Raw genomic sequence first — 24,483 nt, 5'->3', positions numbered from 1 at the left:
ACGTTTTGCGGGGCATTGTCGTCTTAAAGAAAATGCATCATGAAAAGGGCAGATTGACGACAAACGCGCATCTCCTCCTCTTACACAATGCAATAGAAGAACGACCGCCACCGAGGTGACCATGGCCGACAGTACCCAGCACTGGTTCGAACGGAACCGACCGCCGCGTGTCCAGATCACGTACGACGTCGAAACGGGCAATGCCATCGAAAAACGCGAGCTGCCGCTCGTCGTAGGCATTCTTGCCGACCTGTCCGGCAAGCCTGTCGAGCCGTTGCCGAAAATGACGGAGCGCCGCTTCGTCGACATCGACCGCGACAATTTCAACGACGTGATGAAGTCGATCGGGCCGCGCGTGACGCTGCAGGTCGACAACACGCTCGCCGCCGACGGCAGCAAGGTCAACGTCGAGCTGAAGTTCGAGCATATCGACGACTTCGATCCTGTGAGCATCGTTCAGCAGATCGGCCCGCTCAAACAGCTCTACGACGCGCGGCTGCGCCTGCGCGACCTCCTCACCAAGCTCGACGGCAACGACGAACTGGACAAGCTCCTCCAGGAAGTGGTGCATGACCCGAAGGGGTTGAGCGAAATCCGCTCGGCGCACCCGCAGGACACGCCGACTGCGCAGTTGCCGCCGCCCGCGGGCGACGCCCCTGCCAGCCCTTCCAGTGACACGCCGGCCAGCTAAGCCCAACGCGAGGAGACAATCATGTCCGACATACAGGCCGCCGCGACCGAGCAGGCGGGTACGGTCACGCTGCTCGACCGCATCGTTCACGAAGGACGCATGGCGCAGTACGAGGAGCAGCAGCAGCACGCACGTGAGCTGCTCGCCGAGTTCGCCCTACAGGTGCTCGACAAGAACATGACCATCAGCCGCGACACGGTGGCGATGATCAACGATCACATCCGCAAGATCGACGAGCTGATCAGCGAGCAGCTCAACGAGGTGCTGCACCACCCCGACATGCAGGCGCTGGAGTCGTCGTGGCGCGGGCTGCACTTTCTGGTGAAAGGCTCCGAAACGGGCACGCGCCTGAAACTGCGCCTCCTGAACGCTTCGAAGAAAGACCTGCAGAACGATCTCGAGAAAGCCATCGACGTCGACACGAGCGCGCTCTTCAAGAAGATCTACGAAGAGGAATACGGCACGTTCGGCGGTTTTCCGTTCAGCGTGCTGGTGGGCGACTACTACTTCACGCGCCAGACGCCCGACGTGAGCCTGCTCGAAAAGCTCGCCTCCGTGGCCGCCGCCGCGCACGCGCCGTTCATTTCGGCGGCCCACCCGCAACTGTTCGACATGTCGAGCTTCACGGAGCTAGGCGTGCCGCGCGATCTGTCCAAGGTCTTCGAGACGATCGACATGGCCCGCTGGCGCGAATTCCGCAAGAGCGAAGACTCGCGCTATGTCGCGCTCACGCTCCCGCACATCTTGATGCGGCGTCCTTATCATCCGGACAGCAATCCGGTGGAGGGCATGAACTTCTTCGAGGATGTCGATGGCACAGACCACTCGAAGTATCTGTGGGGCAACTCCGCCTACGCCCTTGCGCAGCGGATTACCAACGCGTTCGCGCAATACAGCTGGTGCGCCGCGATTCGCGGCGTGGAAGGCGGCGGCGCGGTCGAGCGCTTGCCGGACCATATCTTCCAGACGGCTTCGGGCGACAAGGCCATGAAGTGCCCCACGGAAGTGGCGATCACCGACCGCCGCGAAAAGGAGCTCGACTCGCTCGGCTTCATTGCGCTCGTGCACAAGAAGAACGAAGGGCTCGCGGTGTTCTTCGGCGGCCAGACCGCCTGCAAGCCGGCGCTCTACAACACGCCCGAGGCCACGGCGAACGCGCGCATTTCGGCCATGCTGCCGTATATCCTCGCGGCGTCGCGCTTTGCGCACTATATCAAGGCGATCATGCGCGACAAGGTCGGCAGCTTCATGACGCGCGACAACGTGCGCGCCTATCTCAACACGTGGATTGCCGACTACGTGCTCGTGAACGACAACGCGCCGCAGGAAATCAAGGCCCAGTATCCGCTGCGCGAGGCGCGCGTGGACGTGACCGACGTGCCGGGCAAACCCGGCGCGTACCGCGCGACGGTGTTCCTGCGGCCGCACTTCCAACTCGAGGAACTCACTGCCTCGATCCGGCTCGTGGCGACGCTGCCGCCGCCGGCGGCCGCCTGATTCACCCGCGAAAGACAGCGATTCAATGAAGAGACGACGGCCAGGCGGCGCATGAGCGCCCCTGGTCCCTGAACGCGCCTGGCGCAGCGCACGCGGCCCGCGTAGTTCTTTACTGCTTCGGGAGCAGCAAACCATGGATTCGATCATTCTCGACCTGGGCGGCGACATCAAAGGCGAGTGCACGCTGGAAGGCTATACCGACAAGATCGAGTTGATGTCATACAGCCACAACGTGGCGATGCAGGTGACCAACGACGTCAGCAACTCGGAGCGCACGTCGGGCAAGCCCCATCTCGGCGAATTCACCGTGACGAAGTTCGTTGACGTCGCCACGCCCACGCTCAACGAATATTGCTGCTCCGGCAAGGCCATTGCGAGCGCGACCGTCGTGGTGGGCCGCAACGCAGCCGAAAGCGACGGCAAGATCATGCCGTTCATCACCTATACGCTGAACAATGTCGTGCTGAGCAACGTGAGCGTGTCGGGCGGCGCGGGTGGCAAGCCCGTGGAAACGCTCTCGCTGAACTTCACGAAGATCAAGTGGGAACTGACCGCGCAGAAAGACGACGCCACCAAGGAAGGCACGGCGGCCACCACATGGGACCTGGCCGCGAACAAGGTCGTGAAGGCGGCAAGCTAGCGCGCACCGCCTATGGCGAACGTCCGCGCCTTCATCGCTATCGCGCCCATGCCGCTCTTCGAGCGGCTGGCCGACGACGCGCCTTTCGACGCGCATGAGTCCGTTGACGAACTCGCCGCGCGCACACTGGACGCGGCCGGCTTGCGCGCGTCGGTCCGCTCGGAGTTGCTGCGCCTTCTCAACACGCGCCGCGGCGCGCCGCGCATGCCGCGCGCGCCGGACGTCCTGCTTTACGGCCTGCCCGACTGGAGCGGTCAAAGCGCCGCGCGCGCCGAAGACCGGGCGGTGATCGAGCGCGAAGTGGCCGAGGCCATCCGCGCGTTCGAGCCGCGCCTTCGCGACCCGCGCGTGAAAATCGAAGCGGACGCCGCCGCGCCGTGGCGCCTGTGCCTGCGCATTCGGGGAACGCTGCGCGGCAGCGACGGCGTGGAGCACGTCGTCACCTACGTCGCTGGGCAGGACGGAGAAACGCAGTCCATCGGGATCGTCGATGAACGACTCGCTTGATGCGCAGTTGCTCGACTACTACCAGCGCGAGCTGACTTATCTGCGCCGCGCGAGCGAAGGCTTTGCGCAGCGTTATCCGAAGATCGCCCGGCGGCTCGAACTCGGCCCCGGCGAGAGCGCCGACCCGAACGTCGAACGCCTGATCGAAAGCTTCGCGGTGCTCACCGCCCGCATCCAGCGCACGCTCGACGACGAATACACCACGCTCACGGACGGCCTGCTCGAACAGTTCTATCCCTACGCGTCGCGGCCCGTGCCTTCCATGACAATCGTGCAGTTCGAGCCGGACCCCACGCAAGGCAGCATCGCTGCGGGGTATCGCGTGCCGCGCGACACCTCCCTCATGCACGTGGACGCGGGCGGCGCGACGATCCACTGGCGCACGAGCAGCGACGTCACGCTGTGGCCGATCACCCTCGCCGCGGCCCAGTTGCTCGACGCCGAGGAAGCCCAGGCGCTCACCGGCAATGCGTCGCTGCAATCGGCGCTGCGGCTCACGCTGCGGGGCATCGGGCCGCACAAGCTGGGCGCGCTGCCGATCGAGCGCTTGCGCGTGCGCCTCACGGGGTCGCCCGTCACCTCCGCCGCGCTCTACGACCTCCTCGGCGCGCACAGCGCCGCCACCTGGCTGCAGATGCCCGAGGGTACGTTACGCGCGCAACGAGGCCTGCCCTCCCCGGTTGGCTTCGACGAGGAAAACGCGCTCCTGCCGCTCGAAGACGGCGCGCATCCGGCCTGCCGTCTGCTGGTCGAGTACTTCGCATTTCCCGAGAAGTTCGCGTTCTTCGATCTGCCGTTCAAGCCGCCTGCCGATGCGCTCGATAGCCTCGATCTCGTGATCGGCTTCACGGCTGCCCCGCGCGGGCGCTTCACCTTGCATACGCACGATATCCAGCTCGGCTGCGCGCCCGCGCTCAATTTGTTCGCGCGCACCTCCGAACCATTGCGGCCCGACGGCACGGCGCGCGAAATGCGCGTGAGTCCCGACGCGCATCGCGAATCGAGCACCGAGATCTACGCTGTGCGCAACGTGCGAGCCGTGGCGGGCCGCACGGTGACGGACGTACCGCCCTGGTATGGCTCGATGCATGGCGCGGATTCGGCTGTGTACTGGTACGCGCGGCGCGTGAGCGGCCTGCATGCGTCGCGCCCCGGCAGCGACGTCATGCTCACGTTCGTCGATACGCGCTTCGATCCCGCTGCACCCGCGGCGCGCACGCTCACTGCGGACCTGTTGTGCACCAATCGTCATCTGGCCCACCGGCTCGCACCGGGCGCCGCGCTGTCGTTCGAAGTGCCGGGCCCCGTGGCGAGCGTGCGCATTGCGCATCGGCCCACGCCGCAGATCGTGGCCGCGCTCGACGGCACGTCGCGCTGGCGTCTCGTGTCGCAGCTCGTCCTCAATCACACGTCGATCGTGGAGGGCCCGCAGGCGCTGCAGTCGCTGCGCGAAATGCTCATGCTCCACAATCTTGGCGCACATGCCCCTTCGCAGCGCCAGATCGCGGGACTCGTGGCCGTGTCGAGCGAACCCATCGTCGCGCATGTCGGTACGGACCGCTGGCGCGGCTGGCGCAATGGACTCGGCGTGCGTATCGAACTCGACGAAGCGAGCTTTGTGGGCGCGAGCACCGTGCTCTTTTCTGGCGTGCTCGCGCAATTCTTCTCGCTCTATGCGAGCGTCAACCGTTTCGTACAGACCTCGCTCGTGCGCGACGGTCGGGAGATCCGCACATGGCGGCCGACGATGGGCAGCCCGCTCGTTCTCTGACGCAGCGGCTGTTCGACGAACCGCACGCGTTCGAATTCACGCAGGCCGTGCGCCTGCTCGAATTGTTGCAGCCGCATGCGCAGCCGCTCGGCACCGGGCTCGACCCCGGCCAGGAAGCGCTCGCGTTGAGCGGCAATCTTTCTCCCGCGTTTCCGGCGAGCGCGCTCGGGCCATTGCGGCACGGCTTGCCGCGCTCACTCGCTTTCGCGCCTCAGGCGGGCGAAGAGCTGTCCGCACGATCCGTGCATGCGGGACTGCCCCAGCTCCAGGTCAACGCCTTCGCGCTGGGCGGCCCGAACGGCCCCCTGCCCGGTGCATGGCAGGAATGGCTGCAGGACCGTCTGCGCCGCAAGGACCGCTCGGCAGCGGCGTTTCTCGACATCTTCCAGCATCGGCTGCTTGCGCTGCTCTATCGTGCGCAGCGCAAGTACCGCAGCGCCGAGCCGCTGCCCGCTACGGCGCAGCGTTCGGCCGATGTCGTGCTGCGCGCGCTGACGGGCAACGCCTCGCTGAACGCCCGCGCCTGGGGCAACCGCGCGGCGCAAGAAGCGGCAGCGCTACCCGAACCGCACGACCTACGCGCCGTGCTGGCGCGCGCGGGCCTCTTCGCGAACCGCCGGCGTTCGCTCGCGGGTTTCGACGTCATGGTGCTCCATCATTTCCGCGTACACGTGCGCTCCACACCGTTCGCGGGCGGCTGGCGCACGCTGCCCCCCGCGAGCCGCACGGCCATCGGCTCCGGCGGTCGCAACCGGCGGCTCGGCCAGGATGCCGTTGCGGGCACGAGGATCTGGGACGAACACCAGGGCATACGCGTGCGGCTGGGGCCGCTCAGGCGTGAGCAGTACGAAGCATTCCTGCCGGGCGCGCCTGCCCACGAAGCGTTGCATTCGCTGGCAGCCGAGTGGTTCGGCGCGGAACTCAAGGTGCATCTCGAACTGCAGCTCGCCGCAGGCGAATTGCCGCGCGCGCGCCTCTCGCGGCACGCGCCGCTGAGGCTAGGCTGGACCGCCTGGGCCGGCGCGGCGGAATCGGCGCCCGCGCGCCTCACGTGCCTTGCGCCCGACGACATTCAGGGGCGTTCCGCGCCGTGACGCTCGATCTCAAGACGCTCGTTGCGCGCCTCGAGCGCGAGCCGCGCGAAGCCCTCGAACGCGCCGCACAGCAATGCCTGCGCGAAACGCATTTCGTGGTCGAAATCGAGCACTGGCTGCTCGCGCTCGCCGAACCCGAGGGCGGCGATTTCGCGTGCGTGCTGCCGCACTTCGGCGTGGACCGCGCCGCACTCACCGCCGAAATCCGCATGGCTATCGCGCGCTTCAAGCGCGGCAACACGGGCATGCCGTCGTTCTCGCCTGACCTGCTCGTATGGCTCCAGGACGCGCTCGTGCAATCCACTGTCGTGCTCCAGCAGCCGCGCGTGCGCGCGGCGACGTTGCTCATCGCGCTGCTCGAAAACGACGCGCTGCGCGCACGCGCCGTGCATGGGGCACCCACGCTGCTTCGCGTGGCGAGCGCTGCGCTGCGCGCCAATTTCACCGTTTGGCTCGCGCCGATCGAAGCGGCCGCGCCGCTCGCGTCAACATCGCAGATCGCACCACTCGAAGCGGCCATAGACGACAATGCGAGCGTTCCCCCGCTGACCGGTGCTCTGGAGCCGGTGGCACCATCGCCTGCCCTGCTCGACCAATACACGCTCGACCTCACCGCCGAAGCGCGGGCCGGACGTATCGACCCGATCATCGGACGCAATGCGGAGATCCGCCAGACGCTGGACATCCTGTTGCGGCGGCGACAGAACAACCCCTTACTCGTGGGCGCGCCGGGCGTGGGCAAAACGGCCGTGGTCGAAGGTCTTGCGCTGCGCATCGCGGCGGGCGACGTGCCGCCGCCGCTTGCCGAGGTCTCGCTGCGCATGCTCGACCTCGCGCTGCTGCAGGCGGGCGCGGGTTTGAAAGGCGAGTTCGAGCGGCGCCTGCGTGCGGTGATCGACGAGGCGCGGCACTCGCCACGGCCCGTGGTGCTCTTCATCGACGAGGCCCATACGATGATCGGCGCAGGCGGCGCGGAAGGCGGCAGCGACGCCGCGAACCTGCTCAAGCCTGCCCTTGCGCGCGGCGAGCTGCGCACGATCGCGGCCACGACGTGGCTCGAATACAAGAAGTACTTCGAGCGCGACCCCGCGCTCGCGCGTCGCTTCCAGCTCGTGCAGATCGAAGCGCCCGACGAGCCCGCGGCCGTCGCCATGCTGCGCGCGCTGGCGCAAAAGTTCGAAGCGCACCACAACGTAACGATCCTCGACGCCGCCATCGTCGATGCGGTGAAACTCTCGCATCGGTACATCTCCGCGCGCCAGTTGCCCGACAAGGCGATCGCCGTGCTCGACACCGCGTGCGCGCGCGTGGCGCTCGCGCAGCACGACACGCCGCCGCAACTCGAAGCCGCCAGACACCGGCAGCGCGCGCTCGACGACGAACTGCTGCGCCTGCGCACGGAGACGGTGTTCGGCGTGAACCACACGCAGCGCCTCGCCACGCTCGAAGCCGAACATGCGCACAACGCCACGCTCGTCGAGACGCTGGAGGCGCGCTGGCGTGAAGAGGCTGCTACCGTGCGCGAGATTCTCGCGGTCCGCGCGCGCCTGGCCGCCCTCGACGCAGCGCCTCGCGATGCAAACAACGACGGCGCACAAGCACCGCCAGATAACGCGGACGCGAACGAGAACAACGAGGCCGACCCGCGCGAAGACCTCGCCGCCGAACTGGCGCGACTCGAAAGCGGCCTCGAAGCGATTCGCGACGACGACCCCATGGTGCCGGTTTGCGTGGACTCCAAGACCATCGCCGCCGTGATCGCGAACTGGACCGGCATTCCCGTGGGCAAGATGCTCGCCGACGAAGCCCACGCCGTGCGCACGCTCAAGGGCCGTCTCGCGCAGCGCATCGTCGGGCAAGACGCGGCGCTCGACCGCATCGCGATGCGCATCCAGGCCTGGCGCGCGGGACTCGCCGACCCGCTGCGCCCGGTAGGCGTATTCCTGCTCGTGGGGCCGACGGGAGTGGGCAAGACCGAGACGGCCTACGCCCTTGCGGATGCACTCTACGGCGGCGAGCGCAATCTCATCGTGATCGACCTCGCCGCGTATCAGGAAGCGCACGCCGTCTCGCAGCTGCGCGGCGCGCCGCCGGGCTATGTGGGTTATGCGAGCGGCGGCCAGCTCACCGAGGCCGTGCGTAGGCGTCCTTATAGTGTCGTACTGCTCGACGAAATCGAAAAAGCGCATGTCGACGTGCTCGAAGCCTTCTACAACGTCTTCGACAAGGGCGTCATGGAAGACGGCACCGGGCTCGTGGTGGATTTTCGCAACACGGTGATCCTCGCCACCAGCAACGTCGGTGCCGAGTTGCTGTTGAGTACGCCCGCCGCAACGCTTGCGACCGACGCCTTCGCGCGGCGGCTACACGAAGAACTGCTGCACGCGTTTCGCCCGGCGTTCCTCGCGCGCATGACCGCCGTGCCTTATGCCGCGCTCGACGACACAGTACTGCGCGCCATCATCGAAAAGAAACTCGAACAACTGCGCATGCGCTACCGCGACGCCACGGGCAAACAGTTCGCCTTCGACAGCAGGATCATCGACGCCGTGCTCGCGCGCTGCCGCGCAGCGGGCGGTGCGCGCGAGATCGACAACGTGCTCATGAACGAGCTGGTCGGCACGCTCGCGCAGTGGGCGCTCGAATGACGATGCATGGGACCTGCCACACCGCATTCAACTCAACATAATCCCCGCGATGAACCGCCCCATCTCCGCCGATACCGATGCGCGCATCAGCCTCACCGGCAACGCGTTCAGCACGCTCTTTCCCGCCAGCTTCGAGGCGCGCGAGGCACTGGACGCTCCCGCCACGCTGACGCTTCACGCCCATGGCGGATTGCCGCCGCCCGCGCCCTCGGGCATGACGGGCAACCATGCAACGCTCTCGCTCGCGTGGGGCGAGTCGCCGCGCCTCATCGACGCCGTGTGCACGCGCGCCGCGCAGTTGCCCTCGACGATAGACGCCAGCCACTTCACGCTGGAACTGCGTTCATGGTTGTGGCTGCTCACGCTCTCACGAAACAACCGCATATTTCAGGGCAAAAACGCGCAGGAGATCATACAGGCGATATTCGGCGGGCACGGCTTGACGGACTACTCGTTCTCGGTCACGGGCGCGGCCGCTACGCGCGAATGGTGCGTGCAGTACACGGAGTCCGACTTCGCGTTCGTGAGCCGCCTTTGCGAAGAGGAAGGCTGGTTCTATTTCTTCCGCCACGATACGGGCAGCCATACGCTTGTCATTGCCGACAGCAACGATGCCTTCACGCCCCTGCCCGGCGACGCGACGCTGCACTACACGGGCGGCACGAGCGGCGCGCGCGAATCGACGCAGATTGTCCACTGCGAGGTCGTCGAAGAGACGGCCACCGGCCTCTTCTCGCATACCGACTACGCGTGGGAGACGCCGACCGCGCAACTTTATTCGCAGGCACAAGCGGCATCGAACGGACACAGCGTATACGAGTATCCGGGGCGCTACGCCACCAGCGGCGATGGCTCCACGCTCTCCAAACACCGTGTGGACGCGCTGCGTGCGCCCACGCGAATCCTCATTGCCGAAAGCGATTGCCGCGCGCTCGCGCCGGGCTGCCGCTTTACGCTCGCCGATCACGAATCCAGCGACGCCAACATCGAATGGGTCGTGCGCAGCGTGATCCACGAAGCCGATCACAACCGCTATCGCAACCGCTTCGAAGCGTTTCCGTTCGCGACGACCTGGCGGCCGGCGCGCACGACGCCGCGCCCCTTCATGCCGACGCAGACCGCGACGGTGGTCGGCAAGAGCGGCGAGGAATTGTGGACCGATCAGTATGGCCGCGTGAAGGTTCAGTTTCACTGGGACCGCGACGGCCAGAACGACGAACAGAGTTCGTGCTGGATTCGCGTGGCGCAGCCCTGGGCGAGCAAGCGCTTTGGCATGCAGTTCATGCCGCGCGTGGGCGACGAAGTGGTGGTGACCTTCATCGACGGCGATCCGGACCGGCCGCTCATTACGGGCAGCGTGTATAACGGCGCGAATCTGCCGCCCTATACGCTGCCCGACAACCAGACGCAGTCCGGTATCAAGACAAATACCTCCAAAGGCGGCAGCGGCTTCAACGAACTGCGTTTCGAAGACAAGCAGGACAGCGAGGAAATCTTCCTGCAGGCACAAAAGGACCTGAACGCCAAGGTGATCAACGACGCCACGTGGACCATAGACCACAACGAAACGAGCACGATCAAGAATGACCGCGCGCACACGATCAAGGAAGGCAACGATACCCTCACGGTCGAACAGGGCAACCGCAGCACGACGGTCAAGACCGGCGACGAAACCGTCGACATCAAAGGCGCACGCACCGTGAAAGCCGGCAGCAACGAAACGCGCACGGTGGGCGGCAATCTCGATCAGACAGTGACGGGCAACATGACGCTCACCGTGGACGGCAACCTCACCATCAAGGTGAGCGGCACGCTAACGTTGCAGAGCACGGGCAACCTCACGGCGAAGAGCGACGCGTCGCTCACGAATCAGGCCGGTGTGTCGCTCACGAATCAGGCCGGGACGTCGCTGACCAACAAGTCGGACGGCACGCTTTCGAACGAGGCGCAGAGCGTGACGAACAAAGGCGCCGTGCAGCAGACGGTGGACGGAGGCGGCATGCTGGTGGTCAAGGGCGGCATTGTGAAGATCAACTGAGGCGAGCATGGAGACGATTCAACCGGTCACGATAGAACGCGACGACACGCGCATTGAAGGCGCGACGCTGGGCGGCGCGCTGCACGGCCCCGTGCGCATCGAGGCGGAAGGACGTCCCGTCGCAATGATTCGCTATGCGAATGGCGTGCTCAGCGGTCCGGCCACCTATTTCTATCAAGAGGGTAATCCCTCGGCGCAAGTGCAGTATGCGAACGGAAAGCTCGACGGCAAGGCGCTTTTCTACTTTCCCGACGGCAAGATTCAGCGCGAGGCGCACTACGCGCACGGCGTGCTGCATGGCATCTCGCGCACCTGGCTTGCCGACGGCACGCTGCTCGAAGAAGCGCATTACCGCAACGGCAAGCTGCATGGCGTTCTGCAACGCTTCCATCCGAATGGCTGCCTGGCGCTGCGGCAGCCGTTCAACGCCGGAAAGCCGCTCGAAGCGGCGAAACGCTATACCGACGACCGCCGTCCGATAGCGGCGGACGGCAAGCCTCTGCCACGCTGGAAGCAATGGTGGCAATCGCTCGCTAATCCGTCTTCGGCCTGATTTCAGCCTGATACGTTGGCACGGCAACACACCAGGAGGCACACGATGACCAGTCCGCAAGTCTGCGCCGGCGCCACACTGCAATGCTCCTTTGGCGGCGCACCGGGCACGCTGAACGTCATCCCCGTCAATCGCGTGCTCGTGGGCGGTGTGCCCGCCGCGACGATTGCCGACTCGATTCCCATCGCCAATATCACCCCGTTCGCCCTGTGCCAGAGCCCGGCGAATCCCACGGTGATCGCAGCGACTGCCGCGGCGCTGGGCGTTTTCACGCCCATGCCCTGCGTTCCGGCCACGCCGTCGCCGTGGATTCCGGGCGGTGCACCAACCGTGACGCTGGGCGCCATGCCGGCGCTGGATGCTCAGGCTACGCTCATTTGTATCTGGGGCGGTGTGATCAAGGTGGTGCAACCGGGGCAGGTGTCTACGCTTGTTCCGTAGGGTATGTTCGGCGACGACAGGACACTCGGCGCGACGCCGACGGGAAGCGACACGTCCACGATCGTTTCGATTCGATCTGTTTTTTAGCCCGGCGTTGCATGCGCCGATCCCAGACCGAGCATGTGTACCGCAAAGGTGCGCATGATGTCCTGCACCGCGTTGGTCAGAACGGGCGTGAAACTGGCACTGAAGACTTTCTGAGGCCCCTTTCCGATGATCTCGACTTTGCTTGTATGCGAAAACACAACATTCGGTACAGGGCCGCCGCTAATAACAAAATCGTAATACGCGGTCGGCATGTTCTTCACGGTGTATGTCGTCCCGGCTTTCTTCCCTTTGGTGGTATCTAGATGAATAGGTTTCGGCCGCTCCGCGGTTACGTGGCAGGAATTCGCCACGCCGCCACTCGCGAGCGGCACCGTGATGTGATATTTCTCGTTCTGGAGCTCAAATGGCAAGTAAATGAGGGTGCCGCCTTCGTCTGTCGCGTCGTCGTAGGTGGCAGCCGCGGGGAGGATTCCGCCTACTGCTACCGCATTGTCCCAGTCCGTTTTGATGTTCGAGAAAACGAGAGGCATTGCCAATCTCCTGGTAATTGACTCTGTGATATTTCTCAACAGATAGTAGACCGTCGGATCATAATTCGCCTTTTATTTTTATGAACAATAGACGTTTTATTACATAGGATCACAGTCAGCCTGAAAACACCGGCGCACATTCTTCATCGAGCGCTTCATAGGAAAATTGTTCCCGCAACAAGTAGCAATCGGCGATTTCGTTTACCTATACTCGTTTGACTCTGCAAGGCAGCCCCATTTTCCGAACACCAACAAAAACGGAGCGTGAGATGCGAGGAGCGATTCTTAAGACGGGTTGGGTACTTCTGACTTTCTTTTTGTCGAGTGCCAGCGTTATCGTGCAGGCGGGTTCGACATGCAGCGGGTTGAGCTGCTTTTTCCGCGGTCAGCTAGTCGAGCAGAGAACGAGCCTGCGCCTGAGCGCGGGCGACTTCACCAAACTGCTGGGGACAAACGCAACCGGTCAGCAATTGCTGCAGATTGCCGGCACGCCCCGCTGCGACATCGAAATCAAGTACTTCCGCTACCTCACGATAGGCGGTGCGGGCGAACCCACCATGTCGAGCGCGGCGTTGATGATCCCTGGCGGCGGCGCGTCCTGTACGGGGCCGCGCCCCCTCATGCTGTACGCGCACGGAACCACGACCTACCGCAACTACAACATCGCCGACATTACGCAAACGGACCCGGCCAACGGCGACGGCGCGGGCGAAGGCATTGCCGTGGCGGCGATCTACGCAGCGCAAGGGTATATCGTCGTGGCAAGCAACTATGCCGGCTACGCGGGCTCCCCCTTGCCGTACCACCCCTATCTGAACGGCGACCAGCAATCCGCCGATGTGATCGATTCGTTACGCGCGGCCCGCTTCGCGATGGCGTTGCCCGATCCGGCAAACAAAACGCGTGAGAACGGCAAGCTGTTCGTCACCGGGTATTCGCAGGGCGGCTACGTGGCGCTCGCCACACACCGCGCGCTGCAGGCGGCCGGCATCAATGTCACGGCTTCCGCGCCCGGCTCGGGTCCTTATGCGCTGGGCGCCATGGCCGACGCTCTGGTCCAGGGCGAGGTCGACCTCGGCTCGACGATCTTTACGGTGCTGGTGACCACGAGCTACCAGCACGCGTACGGCAATATCTATCGCAAGCCAGGCGACTTTTTCGAGGCGGCCTATGCCCCCGGGATAGAGAACCTGCTGCCGAGCGTCACGTCAATGGATACGTTGTTCGCCGAAGGCAAACTGCCCGCAACGCAGCTCTTCAGCAGCACGCCGCCTGCGCCACAGTTCGCTTCGTTGACGCCGCCTCTTGCCCCGCCCCTGGCGCCCGCTGAATTAACGCCGCTATTCGCGTTGGGATTCGGCACAGCGAATCTCGTGCGTAATGCCTATCGTCTGAGCATCCTCGAAGACCAGATCGTCAACCCGGATGGCGCGTATCCCTCGCCGACCGCAGCGATGGCCCCGGCTGCCAGTCCGGCTCAGCCGCTGCGTCAGGCGTTCAAGCGCAACGATCTGCGTAGCTGGGTGCCGCGCTCGCCCGTGCTGCTATGTGGCGGCCATCTCGACCCAACCGTGTTCTTTTTCAATGCGGCGATCGAGCAGGCCTACTGGAAAAACGCCAACGTCGCGCCGGGCCTGACGAGCGTGCTCGATGTCGATTCCGTTCCGGGCGCGAGCGATCCGTTTGCTGCTGTGAAAGCTGGCTTCGCTCAGGCCAAGGCATCGGTCGCCACTCAGGCTGTTCAGGCCGGCGCAACGGATGGCGGCCTTTCTGCCGTCCTCCAGGCCTACCACGCCGACATCGTCGCGCCGTTCTGCATGGTCGCGGCGCGCGGCTTCTTCGGCAACTTCTGACTGGCAGACGAGTATCGCGCGCGATTAGCGGAGGTGAAGACGATGGGACGCAGTGAAGCAGAATCCATTTACCAGGCCTGGAACACGTCTGCGAGCAAGCGAGCCGTCACACCGGTCGCCAGGGTGACGGGCAAGTTCGACGAATTTCGCGCGCATGGCTTTGACATCGTCACGACGCGCCTGCTCGCTTACCAGCGCACGCACGGCTCTCACAAAACCGCGGAGCAGACCTGGAAGCTCCTCGAAAAATTCGAGCGCCGCAACGGGGATATCGTCGCCCGGGAGTTGATGAAGGTCCTGCAGGCGGGGACCGTTCTCAAGGGCATGCTCGCTCAATTTCCGGCTGCGATGTTCCCCAAACTGTCCGACGACGCGCAGGAATACGCAACGAAGCTCGATCCCAACAACGTGGTCTTTCCGAAAACCGGCAAGCGAATCCGCATCGTCCGTATGCTCGGCAAGGGCGGGATGGGGGGCGCAGTCTTTCTCGGTGAAGAGCAAAACGGGCAACGGTATGCAGTCAAACACTTTGTCAGGGACTCGTATACCGTGACCGGTTATGGCGGCCCCACGCCTAGAAATCGTCTCGACAAAACCAGCCAGTACCTGATGCGGTACTTCGAAGCAGCCCTGACCACAACATGCGTGGACGTTCTGACGCTCGGCCGCGATGAATACGTTCTGCTAGAACTCGGCGAGGGCACGGTCGATTACACGACACTAAACATGTCGGACATCATCAGTGTGTTCGAGGACCTGCGCAAGTTGTATGAGTTCTCCCGGCATTACATGACGGTGGACGTGACGCAGGATGTCAGCGTGCTGCACCTGGATATTCACGGCGAAAACCTGATGAGGTTCGGTGGAAAACTACGGCTGATCGACTTCGGCCAGGCCATCATTTTCAGTCCTGGGCAGGACGATATGGTGCGATCAGCGAGCCCCGTCGCCTACGTCAAAACCAACCCGAATCTCTATTTCCAGAACGATTCGTTTCTTGAGTCAAAGAAGGCTTACTACGATCAGGAGCAAGGAAGCTGGAAGAAATATATCGACGATTGGCAGCAGGCCTATCGCGTCGCGCCGGAGGTGCTGCTGTGTGAGAGTTGCAACCGGCAGTATCCGGCGGGACTCGACATCAAGGAATGTCTGCGCTGCGGCTCCAGGAAAATCGTAACCGCGAAGCTACGCGAGGTCGATATCAACGCAATCGCCAGACTCAAGGGCGTTTCACCCGGCACGATCGGCGACAATCCCTATGCTCACGGCACAGTGACCTCCGTCGATCCTCAGGAATACGGCTGCATCGTTCTGACCGCCGTGCTGATCAAGGAAATATGGTCCGCCACTGAGCACGGACGCAATTTGGGCATGGGCGGCGCCTCGGCTCGTGCAATCGTGAACGTCAACGTCTATTCGCAGGCGCGGCGCGGTATGCACCTGTTCAAAGGCGAAGCGCAAGCGGGAGTCGTCCAGATCCTGCTCATGTGGTTCGACGAAATGATGCGCCGCCTGTTCGACGGCGAGTCGTTTTCCGCCCGCGACGCGGTGACTTTTTTCGGCGGCACCCGCGGATCACAGGCCTCCCGCCTGCGCCGGCACTCCGTCGCCTTCTGAGTTGTGCGGTCAGCATGGCGGTCATGAATGCCGCGTGACCATTGGGCCACGCGAGCGACACAATTTGTATGACGAGACCCGAAATATTAATCTCCGCACAATCCACTTGACCCGACTACTGTAGTCACCTTCACGATCGACATTCTGTTCAACGAACATCGTGTCGATACACATGGAAACGACCCGGAATCTCACTGACGAAGCCTTCCTCGAAGCCTTCCTCACCTGCCAGCTGCCACCGGCTGCGTTCAATCATCGCAATCATCTGCGCGTAACGTGGATTCACTTGCAGCGTTACCCACTGGAAGAGGCAATTGAGCGGATCTGTGCTGGTATTGCGCAATACGCCGCTCATCTCGGCGCTCCAGATCGATACCACCGTACAATGACCGAAGCGCTGATCCGGCTCATGGCGCATGCCGGCGCTTCGAATCCATTGCAGTCGTTCGAAGCTTTTCTCGCCCACGCACCGGCCTTTACCGGCGATTGCCGCGCGCTTGTCGCCGAACACTATTCGCCCAAATTGCTGGCGCGGTCCGAAGCGCGCTGTAGTTTTCTCTCCCCCGACAGACTTCCCTTGCCGTCATGACACGTCTGACTCGTTTCACTCCAGGACGACTGGCACGCGAGGCAGGACTTTCGCGCTCCTCGCTCCTGCACTACGAAGCGCTCGGTTCGCTGATACCGATTTCACGCAGCGCTGCGGGCTACCGGCTATACGACGAGACACAACACGAACGCCTGCGCGCGATTTGCGCCTACCGGGCCGCTGGGCTGTCATTGGCTGCGATACGCGACGTACTGGCGAGCGAGGGCAATGCAGCCGCACATATCCTCGAAGCGCATTTGATGGGATTGACGGCGGAAATCGCGCGTCTCAAACAACGCCAGAAGGCCATTGCAACGTTGCTCGCGCAACCATCGTTTCGTCAACGAGGAAAGCAGCGTGGCAAGGATGCCTGGGTTGCGTTGCTGCGTCGCGCAGGCTTCGACGAGGCGGAGATGGACAGGTGGCATGCAGGGTTCGAGGCAGAAAATCCCGACTCGCACGCAGCGTTTCTCACTTCGCTCGGGCTGACAGCCGAAGAGGTGAAGGTAATCCGCCGGCGCGCGAAACTCACGGGCGACCCACCCTCCGGGCATGTGGCCTCGTGAAGCTCATTGAGCGTCAAAACCCCGAATGTGCGCCACCGCACGTTCTCGCGCGACTCCGGCGCACGTCGTTGCGCTTGTCCGCCTACTCTGCAGCAACCGGCTTTCACTTCCCACTCTTGCCAGCCAGGAGACGTTCATTCCATGCATGAAACAAGCGATATTGTTCGCGCGTTTATCGAGGAAGTCCTGAATCAAGGGCAGCTCGACGCCGCGGAGCGGTTTTTCTGGGAGGACATGGTCGAGCAGGTGCCGTTCCCCGGCCAGGGTCCCGGTATCGAGGGCCTCAAGGATGTCGTGCGAGGGATGCGCGCTGCGTTCCCGGACATGCATTGGCGCGTCGAGGAACAACTCACCGAGGGAGACCGCGTGCTAACCCGGTTCGAGTGGACGGGCACACACAGGGGGGCGTTCCTCGGCGTGGACGCTACGGGGCGCTCCGTCAAGGTATGGGGCATGGTCATCGACCGCTTTCAGGAAGCCAGGATCAAGGAAACCCGCCTCATCATGGACACGCTCGGGCTGATGATCCAGCTGGGCGCGGTGCGTCCACCGGGCCAGTGAACCCGCGAAAACCGGGTTGGTCCAGCGACCCGCCGCAGACGGCAACCCAGCATGCGGCGCTCACCGCTCGCTACAAGGACAGCTTGCACGCCTCATGCAGCACGGTGAGCCTGCGCACCGGATCCGCTACGTAAGGGTTGCTCTCGTCCCACGCGTAGCCCGCCAGCACCGAGCTGATCATCCGACGGATCAAGGGCGTCTGCCGCGGGTAGTAGATGATGTCCTGCAGCTCGCCGGTGTACCAGCGCTCGACGAAGGCGCGGAACGTGTCGATACCCTTGCGCAGCGGCACGTCGTATTCCGCCTGCCAGTCCACGGCCGCGCCGCCGAGCGCGCGATCGAGCACCTTCACGGCCAGGTGCGCCGAACGCAGCGCAATGGTGACACCCGAAGAAAACACCGGATCGAGAAACTCGCCTGCGTTGCCGAGCAGCGCGAACCCGGGCCCATGCAATCGTTCGACGTTGGCCGAATAACCGCCGATCTGGTTCACGGGCATGAGAAATGGCGCGTCGCCGATCAGTCGGTTCAATGTCGGCTCCTCGCGAATGAGCGTGCGCAGCCGCGCCTCGCGTTCCGCTTGCGGCACGTCGAGGAAGGCAGCATCGGCAACACAGCCCACCGACGAGCGGCCGCCCGCGAGCGGGATCATCCAGAACCACACGTCACGGTGCTCAGGGTGCGTCGCGATGCAAATCTTGTTGCGATCGAAGGCGTCCAGCGGCAGGCCGTCACGCACGTGACTGAAGATCGCGGCGCGCGTCGGCAGACCGGTGGGCGCCTCCAGATTCAGGAGGCGCGGCAGCACGCGGCCAAAGCCGCTCGCGTCGAGCACGAAACGCGCATGCACTTCATAGCACGCCTGGTTTTCGTCGATCACCTCCAGCACCGGCGCATCGCCCGTGCGCATGTCCCTCACCGTGTGGCCGAAGCGCACTTCGGCGCCCTGCTGCGCGGCGCAGCCGATCAACAGATCGTCGAACTTCGCGCGCTCCACCTGGTACGTCGTGCCCCAGCCCGCCGTATGCTTGTCGCGGAAGTCGTACGACGATACCTCGTCGCGCCACACGAAATGCGCGCCATTCTTGTACTGAAAGCCGGCCTCCACCACTGCCTGCAGCATCCCGGCCTCTTCGAGGTACGCCATGCTCTGCGGCAAGAGGCTCTCGCCAATCGAAAAGCGCGGGAAATGCTGGCGCTCCAGCACGAGCACCGAGCGTCCTGCCTTGCGCAATAGGGCTGCAGCCACCGCGCCCGAAGGGCCCGCGCCGATGATCGCCACGTCGACGGCTTCGCGTCGCGCGGATGAGGTCGTAACTGCTGTTCCAATGCTCTCTTCCATATTTCAATCCCTTCTGTGCGTCTTGTTACATCCTGTTACGCCCTGTATGTACAATGCAAGCGTACGTCGCTGGACGACACTGTGATTTTGACACTCCTCGCACCGCCCATGCATTTACGATGCCTGATCCCGCCCGCGAACGCACTAGTCGAGGCTGAGAAAAATACATCGTTATCCGAATCAAAATGCGAAAATCGGGTTAATTTAATTGAAATTCTTATTAATTTCTTGGCAATCTGACCATAGCAGACCCATAGCTGCTGTACGGGTTACCTGGTCTCGCGATGGTGGTTTGCGGGATAAAAGACGGTTTCCAGGCACGTAACTCTAATCGCGTTAGCGGCCGAACCCCAAAGGAAGGTTTTTATGTTGCGTATCCGCCCGCCCGAATGACGGTTGCGGGAGGGAGAGCACCAGGCGCTTAGAACACGCCCGAGATCACTCGCACAAAACCACTGCGCAGCGCGCGTGACCGCGTCGTTGAAGTCGAGGTTCACCTTGCTCGCGACGCGCATCATGCGCGTCTGATAGGTGCGCTAGTCCGTATCGTCGGCATAGGTAACGGTCGTGCCGCCGCTGTTGCCCTGGTGCAGGTTATGCATCGAGCTTTCGTGGCTCGCTGCCGAGCGGCGCGCCGTATTGCGCACCTGAACGAAGATGGTTTTCTTCGATTCGGCCATCGGGTCAAGGAAGATAGTACCGGACAGCTTCGTCTGAACATCCAGATCGCGCTTTTCGATGGCAAGTCGGGTGGCGGCGCACACCCGAGAGCAGGCTGGTCGACCCCATTGCCGCCAATGGATGTGGCGACAAAAATTGTTTTAGCGTAACGCTTCATTGTGGTGTGGTTCTGCACAGCAACGTTCTTATCAGCACCGCTTTCAAATAATTGAGGGTTTTGTTAAACGATCACCGAATGCGGGGGATGTAAAGAAACGTCTGATTCATTGCCAGTGCTGCAATAACCGCCAATTTGTTGTGTGCGCAAACGTTTAACTTAAGCTGTGGTCTTTTCAATAGCCGCGAATACGCCACGCGTAGCGCCTATTCACATGAACAGTGGAAGAATTAATCGGATTCAAAACGCATACCTGGACACTCCTCAACGAAGCCCTTGTGACGGGGAAAATGCTCGCGCAATATACGGTTCGATGGAGAAGGCAAGCGCCGAAATGATTTGAGACTATTTGTTACGCATCAAGCACTTCATTTAAATCAATAATTTAGATTCTCTGCCGCCTTCCATAACCCGAGCCGCTATTCTCCCAATCGCCCTCATGCTTTCCATTTCCACCATCGGGCTGATGGTCTCGGGCTGCGCGATCGTGCTGCTCATGCCGGGGCCAACCAACACCCTGCTCGCCGCCGCCGGTTTGAGGCAGGGCCTGCGGCGCTCCGCGCATCTGACTCTCGCCGAACTGGCCGGCTACCTGGTGTCGATTACCCTCTGGGGGCTTTGCTTCACCCATGCGTCGCATTCGCTTAGCTGGCTGCCAAACGTGCTGCGTGTGGCCAGCAGCCTCTATCTTGCGTGGCTCGCTTTGCGCCTTTGGTTCACGGCAAACTCGATCGAAACCTCGGCAAAGGGCGTGGTCGGCACACGCACTTTGTTCAGCGCCACGGTGCTCAATCCCAAGGCCATTTTGTTCGCCGGCTCGATTTTTCCGCCGATGGCATTCGCGAGCGTCATCACGTGGCTCCAGGCCATGGCGATCTTCGCGGTCTTGCTGATTCCCATTGGCCTTACGTGGATCGCGATCGGCGCCGCGCCGCGCAATGGCCGTGCACCGTTCATTCGTCCCGCGTTCTTTCAGCGTTGCGCGTCCGTCGTAGTGGGCGCCTTCTCCGTGTCGCTCATTTGGGCGCTCGCGCACTAACGCTTTCGCGTCATTCTGGGGCTCTAGCGACTTGCGGCGGAACGAGTTCGGCAACGCTGAACCAACGGTTGCCAGCCGTTCCAGCCAGGCGCTGCAGCGCCTCGGCGTCGTTCACGCCGCATTCCACCGGAAAGGACTTCGCTGCATAGGCGGCCAGCCAGAGGGTGCGCATCACGCCATCCGTGAACGCAACGTACGGCATGGCGGCGCTCGCCGGGCAACTGACTTCTGCAAGCGGCACGGGGTCTTGCTCGCCGAAACTGAAACCCTCGGCCGCCAGTTCGAAGCGCGGGTCTGCACGCCATATCTGCGGATTTCCGTTTGCCAGCCTAGCGTGCTCGCTGCGCGGTTCGTCCCGCCATAGCCTGAAGAAGCGCGCGCAGTCCACTTCGACCACGGCCCGTTCCTCGTTGCCGTAGTTCGAGCGGCTCACTGACATATACACGTCGGCGACCGATGTGCGCACGCGAAAAAGCGCGGCACGCTGCCCGTTCAACGCCCACGCCTGCAGACCCAGGTAACTCTCCATCTCCGCTCCAGATTAGCCGCAGCCCCATGCTTGCCGGAGAAAAAAGCGGCGGATAGCAGGAATGCGACAGCCATCGGGGCAAAGGTGACCTTCTTCATGTTGGCGTCGCGTGGGCGCCAGGTTGGCGTATTCATTCTCGCGAAACAGCGCGCGGGTTCTATGTGCCGCGCGCCGATTGGTGGCTTACTTGCGCCATCAAGCCAGCGCCCCGGCACGAACCGCAAGTTGCACCGGGCGCACCACGACACGAGGAGAACGCGCATGCCCACCGAAGACCCGCAGCACCGCTACGTGCTCACGCTGTCCTGCCCCGCCGCTGCCGGGCAGGTTGCCGCGGTCGCCGGCTTTCTCGACGCCCACCGCGGCTATATCGACGAGCTCACGGTGTTCGACGACGACATCAGCACGCGCTTCTTCCTGCGCTGCGTCTTTCACGAGGTCGTGCAGGCCGGTGCGGGCGAGCGCTTCGATCTCGCGGGCCTGCGGGACGAGTTCGCGAGCGTCGCGCGCAAGCACGAAATGACCTGGGCCATTCACGACCTGCGGGTGCGTCCCAAAGTGCTCATCATGGTCTCGAGGCTCGAACACTGCCTGGCCGACCTCCTGTTTCGCTGGCGCATGGGCGAGCTGCAAATGGACATTGCGGGCATTGCCTCGAATCACCGCGATTTCGAACCGCTCGCAAAGCAGCACGACCTGCCGTTTCACTATCTCCCGGTCACGCCGGAAACGCGGCGTGAACAGGAAGACGCGATACTCGACCTGTTCGCCTCGACCGGTTCGGAACTGCTGATTCTCGCGCGCTACATGCAGATCCTCTCCGACGAAACGAGCCGGAAGCTGGCCGGCCGTGCCATCAACATCCACCATTCCTTCCTGCCCGGCTTCAAGGGCGCGCGCCCCTATCACCAGGCGCACGTGCGCGGCGTCAAGCTGATCGGCGCAACGGCGCACTTCGTCACCGACGATCTCGACGAAGGCCCGATCATCGAGCAGGAAGTGCAGCGGGTCGACCACTCGCTGAACCCCGAGCGTCTACTGGCTGTCGGGCGCGACGTCGAATGCGTGACGCTCGCGCGCGCCGTGCGGGTATTTCTCGAGCGCCGGGTTTTCATCAACGACGGCCGCACCGTCGTACTGTGAGCAAGCGTATGGGCGCTCACGCCGCCATGCGGTGGCGGCGCTGCGCCTGCGCCACCAGCGCCGCGAACGCGTCCTCGCTCATCCTGCTCGCCACGCGCTCTGCATAGTCGTGATGCCGCCGCGCGAGCGCCGCGCCCACGCAACGCGCCTGCAGATAGCGCAACAGCCCGATACGCCCGTGCCCGCGCACCATGCTCTGCTCCAGCAGCGCGAGCGCGGCTTCAGCATCGCCGTGACAGGCGCGTTTGTTGAGTTCGACGGTTTCAGTGCGCGGCATGAAAACAGGCCTCGTGGATGGGTTCGGCGGGGTTCAGCGTGGAGCGCGTGCCCCCTAGCGAGTTGACCAAAGCGGCGGCGCCACCGCTAGAACGAACGCGCCAGGGCGGCGGAACCGCCCCGCCATGCGGCTTGTATGCCTCCAACATCCCGCTGATTTCGCTTTTGCGAAGATCGATGGCGGAAAACGACAAGCGCCTCGGGGCCATATCGGGGAAGCTTGGTTGAAACCGTATCGCCTTTTTCCTGTGCCTCCATGTCCGACACACTCGCCACCGCCGTTTCCTTCGACGCCGCTCCCAAGGAGCGCATCCGTTTCGGCATCGTGCTGCTGCCGAACTTCACGCTGACCGCGTTCTCGGGTTTTGTCGACATGCTGCGTCTGTCCGCCGACGAAGGCGACTACAGCAAGCCGGTGCGCTGCTCGTGGCGCGTGATCGGCGAAACGCTCGCGCCCGTGCGGGCGAGCTGCGGCATCCAGATCGCGCCTTGGGAGACCTTTGCCGACGCCGAGCCGGTCGACTATCTCGTGGTCGTGGGCGGACTGCTCCACTCCGGCCCGCACGCAAGCGAAGCCACGCTGCAGTACATCCGCCGCGCGGCCAGCGGCGAGACGACGGTCGTCGGGATCTGCACCGGCGTTTTCGCGCTTATGCGCGCCGGCGTGCTCGACGGTCATCGTATTTGCGTGAGCTGGTTCCACTATTGGGACTTCATCGAGCGCTTCCCCAACGTCAATGCCGACGCCATCGTCGCCGACCGCTTGTTCGCGATCGACCGGCGTCGCATTACCTGCTCGGGCGGCCGCGCGTCGATCGACGTCGCCGCCGCCATTTTGCTGCGCCACTTCGACCACGCGACCGTGCAAAAGGCGCTGCGCATTTTGCTGGTCGGCGAAATGCAAAAGGGCAATGCGCCCCAGCCTCACCCGCCTGGCCTCGAGCCCGCCACGCACCCAAAGGTCAAGCGCGCCGTACTGTTGATGGAGCAGCAGGTTGGCCGCAATGTGCCGCTGGACGAACTGGCCTGCAAGCTGAACCTCTCGCCGCGGCAGCTCGAACGCCTCTTCAAGGCGGAAACGGGCAAGAGTCCGCGCGCATTCGCCAACGTCTTGCGCTTGCGCACAGCCGCCTGGCTACTTACGAGTTCGGACCGCACCGTTGCCGATATTGCTTCGAGTTGCGGGTTTTCGGATGCCTCGCATCTTGGGCGTGAGTTTCGTAAGCAGTTCGGGGTGCCGCCTGTTATGTTTCGTGCGCAACGTAGTGGGCAGGATGCGGTGCAGTTGGCCGACCTCGATGCGTTGTTGCGGAGTGATGCTGCGCTTGCTGGGGTGGGGCTTGAGGGATGTGATGTGGGTAGTTCGTTGCATTGAGGTCTCTCGGGCGTTTTGGCCTTTTCTTGTTTTCGCGGTGGTATGCGAGGGACCTATCCGTCATTTCGTGGGCGAGGCATATCATGAGAGGTAAAAATCATGGATATGCCGATGAAGAAGCGCACGGTAGCTTCGCAGGCAGCGGCCCGAGGGCCGCTGCCTGCCCTGCCTGAAGGCCTGCTTGACGAACTGGTCAAGGGGCCGATGACGCCCGCCGAGGTCCAGGACCTGATGCTGGCGTTCAACAAGGCCGTCATCGAGCGCGCGATGGGCGCCGAGATGAACAGGCATCTGGGC

General features: G+C 63.4%; 23 protein-coding genes and 1 pseudogene. 18 read left to right on the top strand and 6 right to left on the bottom strand.

Annotated features, from left to right (window positions below; all coding sequences use genetic code 11):
* Positions 1–121: 121 nt before the first annotated feature.
* From tssB to M3I54_RS11950, 10 genes are all read left to right on the top strand, one after another.
* Complete coding sequence (gene tssB / locus M3I54_RS11995) at positions 122–691, top strand: type VI secretion system contractile sheath small subunit (protein WP_254336059.1); 570 nt, start codon at positions 122–124, stop codon at positions 689–691.
* A gap of 21 nt (positions 692–712) precedes the next feature.
* Positions 713–2,188: a type VI secretion system contractile sheath large subunit gene (tssC, locus tag M3I54_RS11990; protein ID WP_254336057.1), complete on the top strand. Its 1,476-nt coding sequence runs from the start codon at positions 713–715 to the stop codon at positions 2,186–2,188.
* Between the two features lie 133 nt (positions 2,189–2,321).
* Positions 2,322–2,828: an Hcp family type VI secretion system effector gene (locus M3I54_RS11985; protein ID WP_028208509.1), complete on the top strand. Its 507-nt coding sequence runs from the start codon at positions 2,322–2,324 to the stop codon at positions 2,826–2,828.
* Between the two features lie 12 nt (positions 2,829–2,840).
* The gene (tssE, locus tag M3I54_RS11980) at positions 2,841–3,335 is read left to right on the top strand and encodes a type VI secretion system baseplate subunit TssE (protein WP_254336055.1); all 495 of its coding nucleotides are present in this window, start codon (positions 2,841–2,843) and stop codon (positions 3,333–3,335) included.
* A complete protein-coding gene (gene tssF / locus M3I54_RS11975) occupies positions 3,319–5,106 on the top strand; it encodes a type VI secretion system baseplate subunit TssF (RefSeq protein WP_254336053.1) in 1,788 nt (595 codons plus the stop codon). Before tssE ends, tssF begins: the two co-directional genes overlap by 17 nt.
* Positions 5,070–6,200 (top strand): type VI secretion system baseplate subunit TssG, encoded by a 1,131-nt coding sequence (tssG, locus tag M3I54_RS11970; protein WP_254336051.1) that lies wholly within the window; start codon positions 5,070–5,072, stop codon positions 6,198–6,200. The genes tssF and tssG overlap by 37 nt, the downstream gene beginning before the upstream one ends.
* Entirely contained in the window at positions 6,197–8,848 is a 2,652-nt protein-coding gene (gene tssH / locus M3I54_RS11965; RefSeq protein ID WP_254336048.1) for a type VI secretion system ATPase TssH, read from the top strand. Before tssG ends, tssH begins: the two co-directional genes overlap by 4 nt.
* A gap of 49 nt (positions 8,849–8,897) precedes the next feature.
* Complete coding sequence (locus M3I54_RS11960; RefSeq protein WP_254336046.1) at positions 8,898–10,886, top strand: type VI secretion system Vgr family protein; 1,989 nt, start codon at positions 8,898–8,900, stop codon at positions 10,884–10,886.
* Positions 10,887–10,893: 7 nt separating this feature from the next.
* Positions 10,894–11,439, top strand: a complete 546-nt coding sequence (locus M3I54_RS11955) for a toxin-antitoxin system YwqK family antitoxin (RefSeq protein WP_254336043.1) — start codon at positions 10,894–10,896, stop codon at positions 11,437–11,439.
* Between the two features lie 45 nt (positions 11,440–11,484).
* Positions 11,485–11,880, top strand: a complete 396-nt coding sequence (locus M3I54_RS11950) for a DUF4280 domain-containing protein (RefSeq protein ID WP_254336040.1) — start codon at positions 11,485–11,487, stop codon at positions 11,878–11,880.
* Positions 11,881–11,963: 83 nt separating this feature from the next.
* Here the strand turns inward: M3I54_RS11950 and M3I54_RS11945 are convergent, their stop codons facing one another.
* A complete protein-coding gene (locus tag M3I54_RS11945; RefSeq protein ID WP_254336038.1) occupies positions 11,964–12,458 on the bottom strand; it encodes a hypothetical protein in 495 nt (164 codons plus the stop codon).
* Positions 12,459–12,727: 269 nt separating this feature from the next.
* On the opposite strand from M3I54_RS11945, the gene M3I54_RS11940 reads away from it, so the two are divergent.
* Together M3I54_RS11940 and M3I54_RS11935 are read left to right on the top strand one after the other, a co-directional pair.
* A complete protein-coding gene (locus M3I54_RS11940; protein WP_254336036.1) occupies positions 12,728–14,311 on the top strand; it encodes a S9 family peptidase in 1,584 nt (527 codons plus the stop codon).
* A 42-nt stretch (positions 14,312–14,353) separates the two neighbouring features.
* A complete protein-coding gene (locus M3I54_RS11935) occupies positions 14,354–15,928 on the top strand; it encodes a serine/threonine-protein kinase (RefSeq protein WP_254336034.1) in 1,575 nt (524 codons plus the stop codon).
* A gap of 148 nt (positions 15,929–16,076) precedes the next feature.
* Here the strand turns inward: M3I54_RS11935 and M3I54_RS11930 are convergent, their stop codons facing one another.
* A complete protein-coding gene (locus tag M3I54_RS11930) occupies positions 16,077–16,439 on the bottom strand; it encodes a hypothetical protein (protein WP_254336032.1) in 363 nt (120 codons plus the stop codon).
* Positions 16,440–16,513: 74 nt separating this feature from the next.
* On the opposite strand from M3I54_RS11930, the gene M3I54_RS11925 reads away from it, so the two are divergent.
* Both M3I54_RS11925 and M3I54_RS11920 read left to right on the top strand, forming a co-directional pair.
* Entirely contained in the window at positions 16,514–17,083 is a 570-nt protein-coding gene (locus M3I54_RS11925; protein ID WP_254336030.1) for a MerR family transcriptional regulator, read from the top strand.
* 141 nt (positions 17,084–17,224) lie between these two features.
* Positions 17,225–17,644 (top strand): ester cyclase, encoded by a 420-nt coding sequence (locus tag M3I54_RS11920; RefSeq protein WP_254336028.1) that lies wholly within the window; start codon positions 17,225–17,227, stop codon positions 17,642–17,644.
* 70 nt (positions 17,645–17,714) lie between these two features.
* Here the strand turns inward: M3I54_RS11920 and M3I54_RS11915 are convergent, their stop codons facing one another.
* Together M3I54_RS11915 and traT are read right to left on the bottom strand one after the other, a co-directional pair.
* Complete coding sequence (locus M3I54_RS11915; RefSeq protein WP_254336026.1) at positions 17,715–18,986, bottom strand: NAD(P)/FAD-dependent oxidoreductase; 1,272 nt, start codon at positions 18,984–18,986, stop codon at positions 17,715–17,717.
* Positions 18,987–19,522: 536 nt separating this feature from the next.
* The gene (gene traT, locus M3I54_RS11910; protein ID WP_254336025.1) at positions 19,523–19,750 is read right to left on the bottom strand and encodes a complement resistance protein TraT; all 228 of its coding nucleotides are present in this window, start codon (positions 19,748–19,750) and stop codon (positions 19,523–19,525) included.
* A 513-nt stretch (positions 19,751–20,263) separates the two neighbouring features.
* Here traT and M3I54_RS11905 point away from each other — a divergent pair.
* A complete protein-coding gene (locus M3I54_RS11905; RefSeq protein WP_254336024.1) occupies positions 20,264–20,863 on the top strand; it encodes a LysE family translocator in 600 nt (199 codons plus the stop codon).
* 10 nt (positions 20,864–20,873) lie between these two features.
* On the opposite strand, the gene M3I54_RS11900 is transcribed toward M3I54_RS11905, so the two are convergent.
* Entirely contained in the window at positions 20,874–21,392 is a 519-nt protein-coding gene (locus M3I54_RS11900) for a hypothetical protein (protein ID WP_254336023.1), read from the bottom strand.
* A gap of 261 nt (positions 21,393–21,653) precedes the next feature.
* Between M3I54_RS11900 and purU the strand changes: the two genes are divergently transcribed.
* Positions 21,654–22,535: a formyltetrahydrofolate deformylase gene (gene purU, locus M3I54_RS11895; protein ID WP_254336022.1), complete on the top strand. Its 882-nt coding sequence runs from the start codon at positions 21,654–21,656 to the stop codon at positions 22,533–22,535.
* Between the two features lie 16 nt (positions 22,536–22,551).
* Here purU and M3I54_RS11890 read toward each other — a convergent pair whose 3' ends face one another.
* Positions 22,552–22,812, bottom strand: coding sequence for a hypothetical protein (locus M3I54_RS11890; protein ID WP_254336021.1), 261 nt, complete (start codon positions 22,810–22,812; stop codon positions 22,552–22,554).
* A gap of 255 nt (positions 22,813–23,067) precedes the next feature.
* On the opposite strand from M3I54_RS11890, the gene M3I54_RS11885 reads away from it, so the two are divergent.
* Positions 23,068–24,186, top strand: a complete 1,119-nt coding sequence (locus M3I54_RS11885) for a GlxA family transcriptional regulator (protein ID WP_254336019.1) — start codon at positions 23,068–23,070, stop codon at positions 24,184–24,186.
* A 105-nt stretch (positions 24,187–24,291) separates the two neighbouring features.
* A pseudogene (locus M3I54_RS11880) lies at positions 24,292–24,483 on the top strand (IS256 family transposase); the annotation flags it as partial.

The sequence above is a fragment of the Paraburkholderia sp. CNPSo 3274 genome, assembly GCF_024206475.1.
Lineage (GTDB): Bacteria > Pseudomonadota > Gammaproteobacteria > Burkholderiales > Burkholderiaceae > Paraburkholderia.
The sequence above is the reverse complement of the archived record's forward strand: the minus strand, read 5'-3'. Positions and strand labels throughout refer to the sequence as shown.

Coding starts and splice junctions, on each gene's coding strand:
- M3I54_RS11935 (WP_254336034.1), top strand. CDS start 14,354: ATGGGACGCAGTGAAGCAGAATCCATTTACCAGGCCTGGAACACGTCT.
- M3I54_RS11905 (WP_254336024.1), top strand. CDS start 20,264: ATGCTTTCCATTTCCACCATCGGGCTGATGGTCTCGGGCTGCGCGATC.
- purU (WP_254336022.1), top strand. CDS start 21,654: ATGCCCACCGAAGACCCGCAGCACCGCTACGTGCTCACGCTGTCCTGC.
- M3I54_RS11890 (WP_254336021.1), bottom strand. CDS start 22,812: ATGCCGCGCACTGAAACCGTCGAACTCAACAAACGCGCCTGTCACGGC.
- M3I54_RS11900 (WP_254336023.1), bottom strand. CDS start 21,392: ATGGAGAGTTACCTGGGTCTGCAGGCGTGGGCGTTGAACGGGCAGCGT.
- tssB (WP_254336059.1), top strand. CDS start 122: ATGGCCGACAGTACCCAGCACTGGTTCGAACGGAACCGACCGCCGCGT.
- M3I54_RS11960 (WP_254336046.1), top strand. CDS start 8,898: ATGAACCGCCCCATCTCCGCCGATACCGATGCGCGCATCAGCCTCACC.
- M3I54_RS11955 (WP_254336043.1), top strand. CDS start 10,894: ATGGAGACGATTCAACCGGTCACGATAGAACGCGACGACACGCGCATT.
- M3I54_RS11925 (WP_254336030.1), top strand. CDS start 16,514: ATGACACGTCTGACTCGTTTCACTCCAGGACGACTGGCACGCGAGGCA.
- M3I54_RS11885 (WP_254336019.1), top strand. CDS start 23,068: ATGTCCGACACACTCGCCACCGCCGTTTCCTTCGACGCCGCTCCCAAG.
- tssF (WP_254336053.1), top strand. CDS start 3,319: ATGAACGACTCGCTTGATGCGCAGTTGCTCGACTACTACCAGCGCGAG.
- tssG (WP_254336051.1), top strand. CDS start 5,070: ATGGCGGCCGACGATGGGCAGCCCGCTCGTTCTCTGACGCAGCGGCTG.
- tssC (WP_254336057.1), top strand. CDS start 713: ATGTCCGACATACAGGCCGCCGCGACCGAGCAGGCGGGTACGGTCACG.
- M3I54_RS11985 (WP_028208509.1), top strand. CDS start 2,322: ATGGATTCGATCATTCTCGACCTGGGCGGCGACATCAAAGGCGAGTGC.
- M3I54_RS11915 (WP_254336026.1), bottom strand. CDS start 18,986: ATGGAAGAGAGCATTGGAACAGCAGTTACGACCTCATCCGCGCGACGC.
- tssE (WP_254336055.1), top strand. CDS start 2,841: ATGGCGAACGTCCGCGCCTTCATCGCTATCGCGCCCATGCCGCTCTTC.
- M3I54_RS11920 (WP_254336028.1), top strand. CDS start 17,225: ATGCATGAAACAAGCGATATTGTTCGCGCGTTTATCGAGGAAGTCCTG.
- M3I54_RS11945 (WP_254336038.1), bottom strand. CDS start 12,458: ATGCCTCTCGTTTTCTCGAACATCAAAACGGACTGGGACAATGCGGTA.
- M3I54_RS11950 (WP_254336040.1), top strand. CDS start 11,485: ATGACCAGTCCGCAAGTCTGCGCCGGCGCCACACTGCAATGCTCCTTT.
- M3I54_RS11940 (WP_254336036.1), top strand. CDS start 12,728: ATGCGAGGAGCGATTCTTAAGACGGGTTGGGTACTTCTGACTTTCTTT.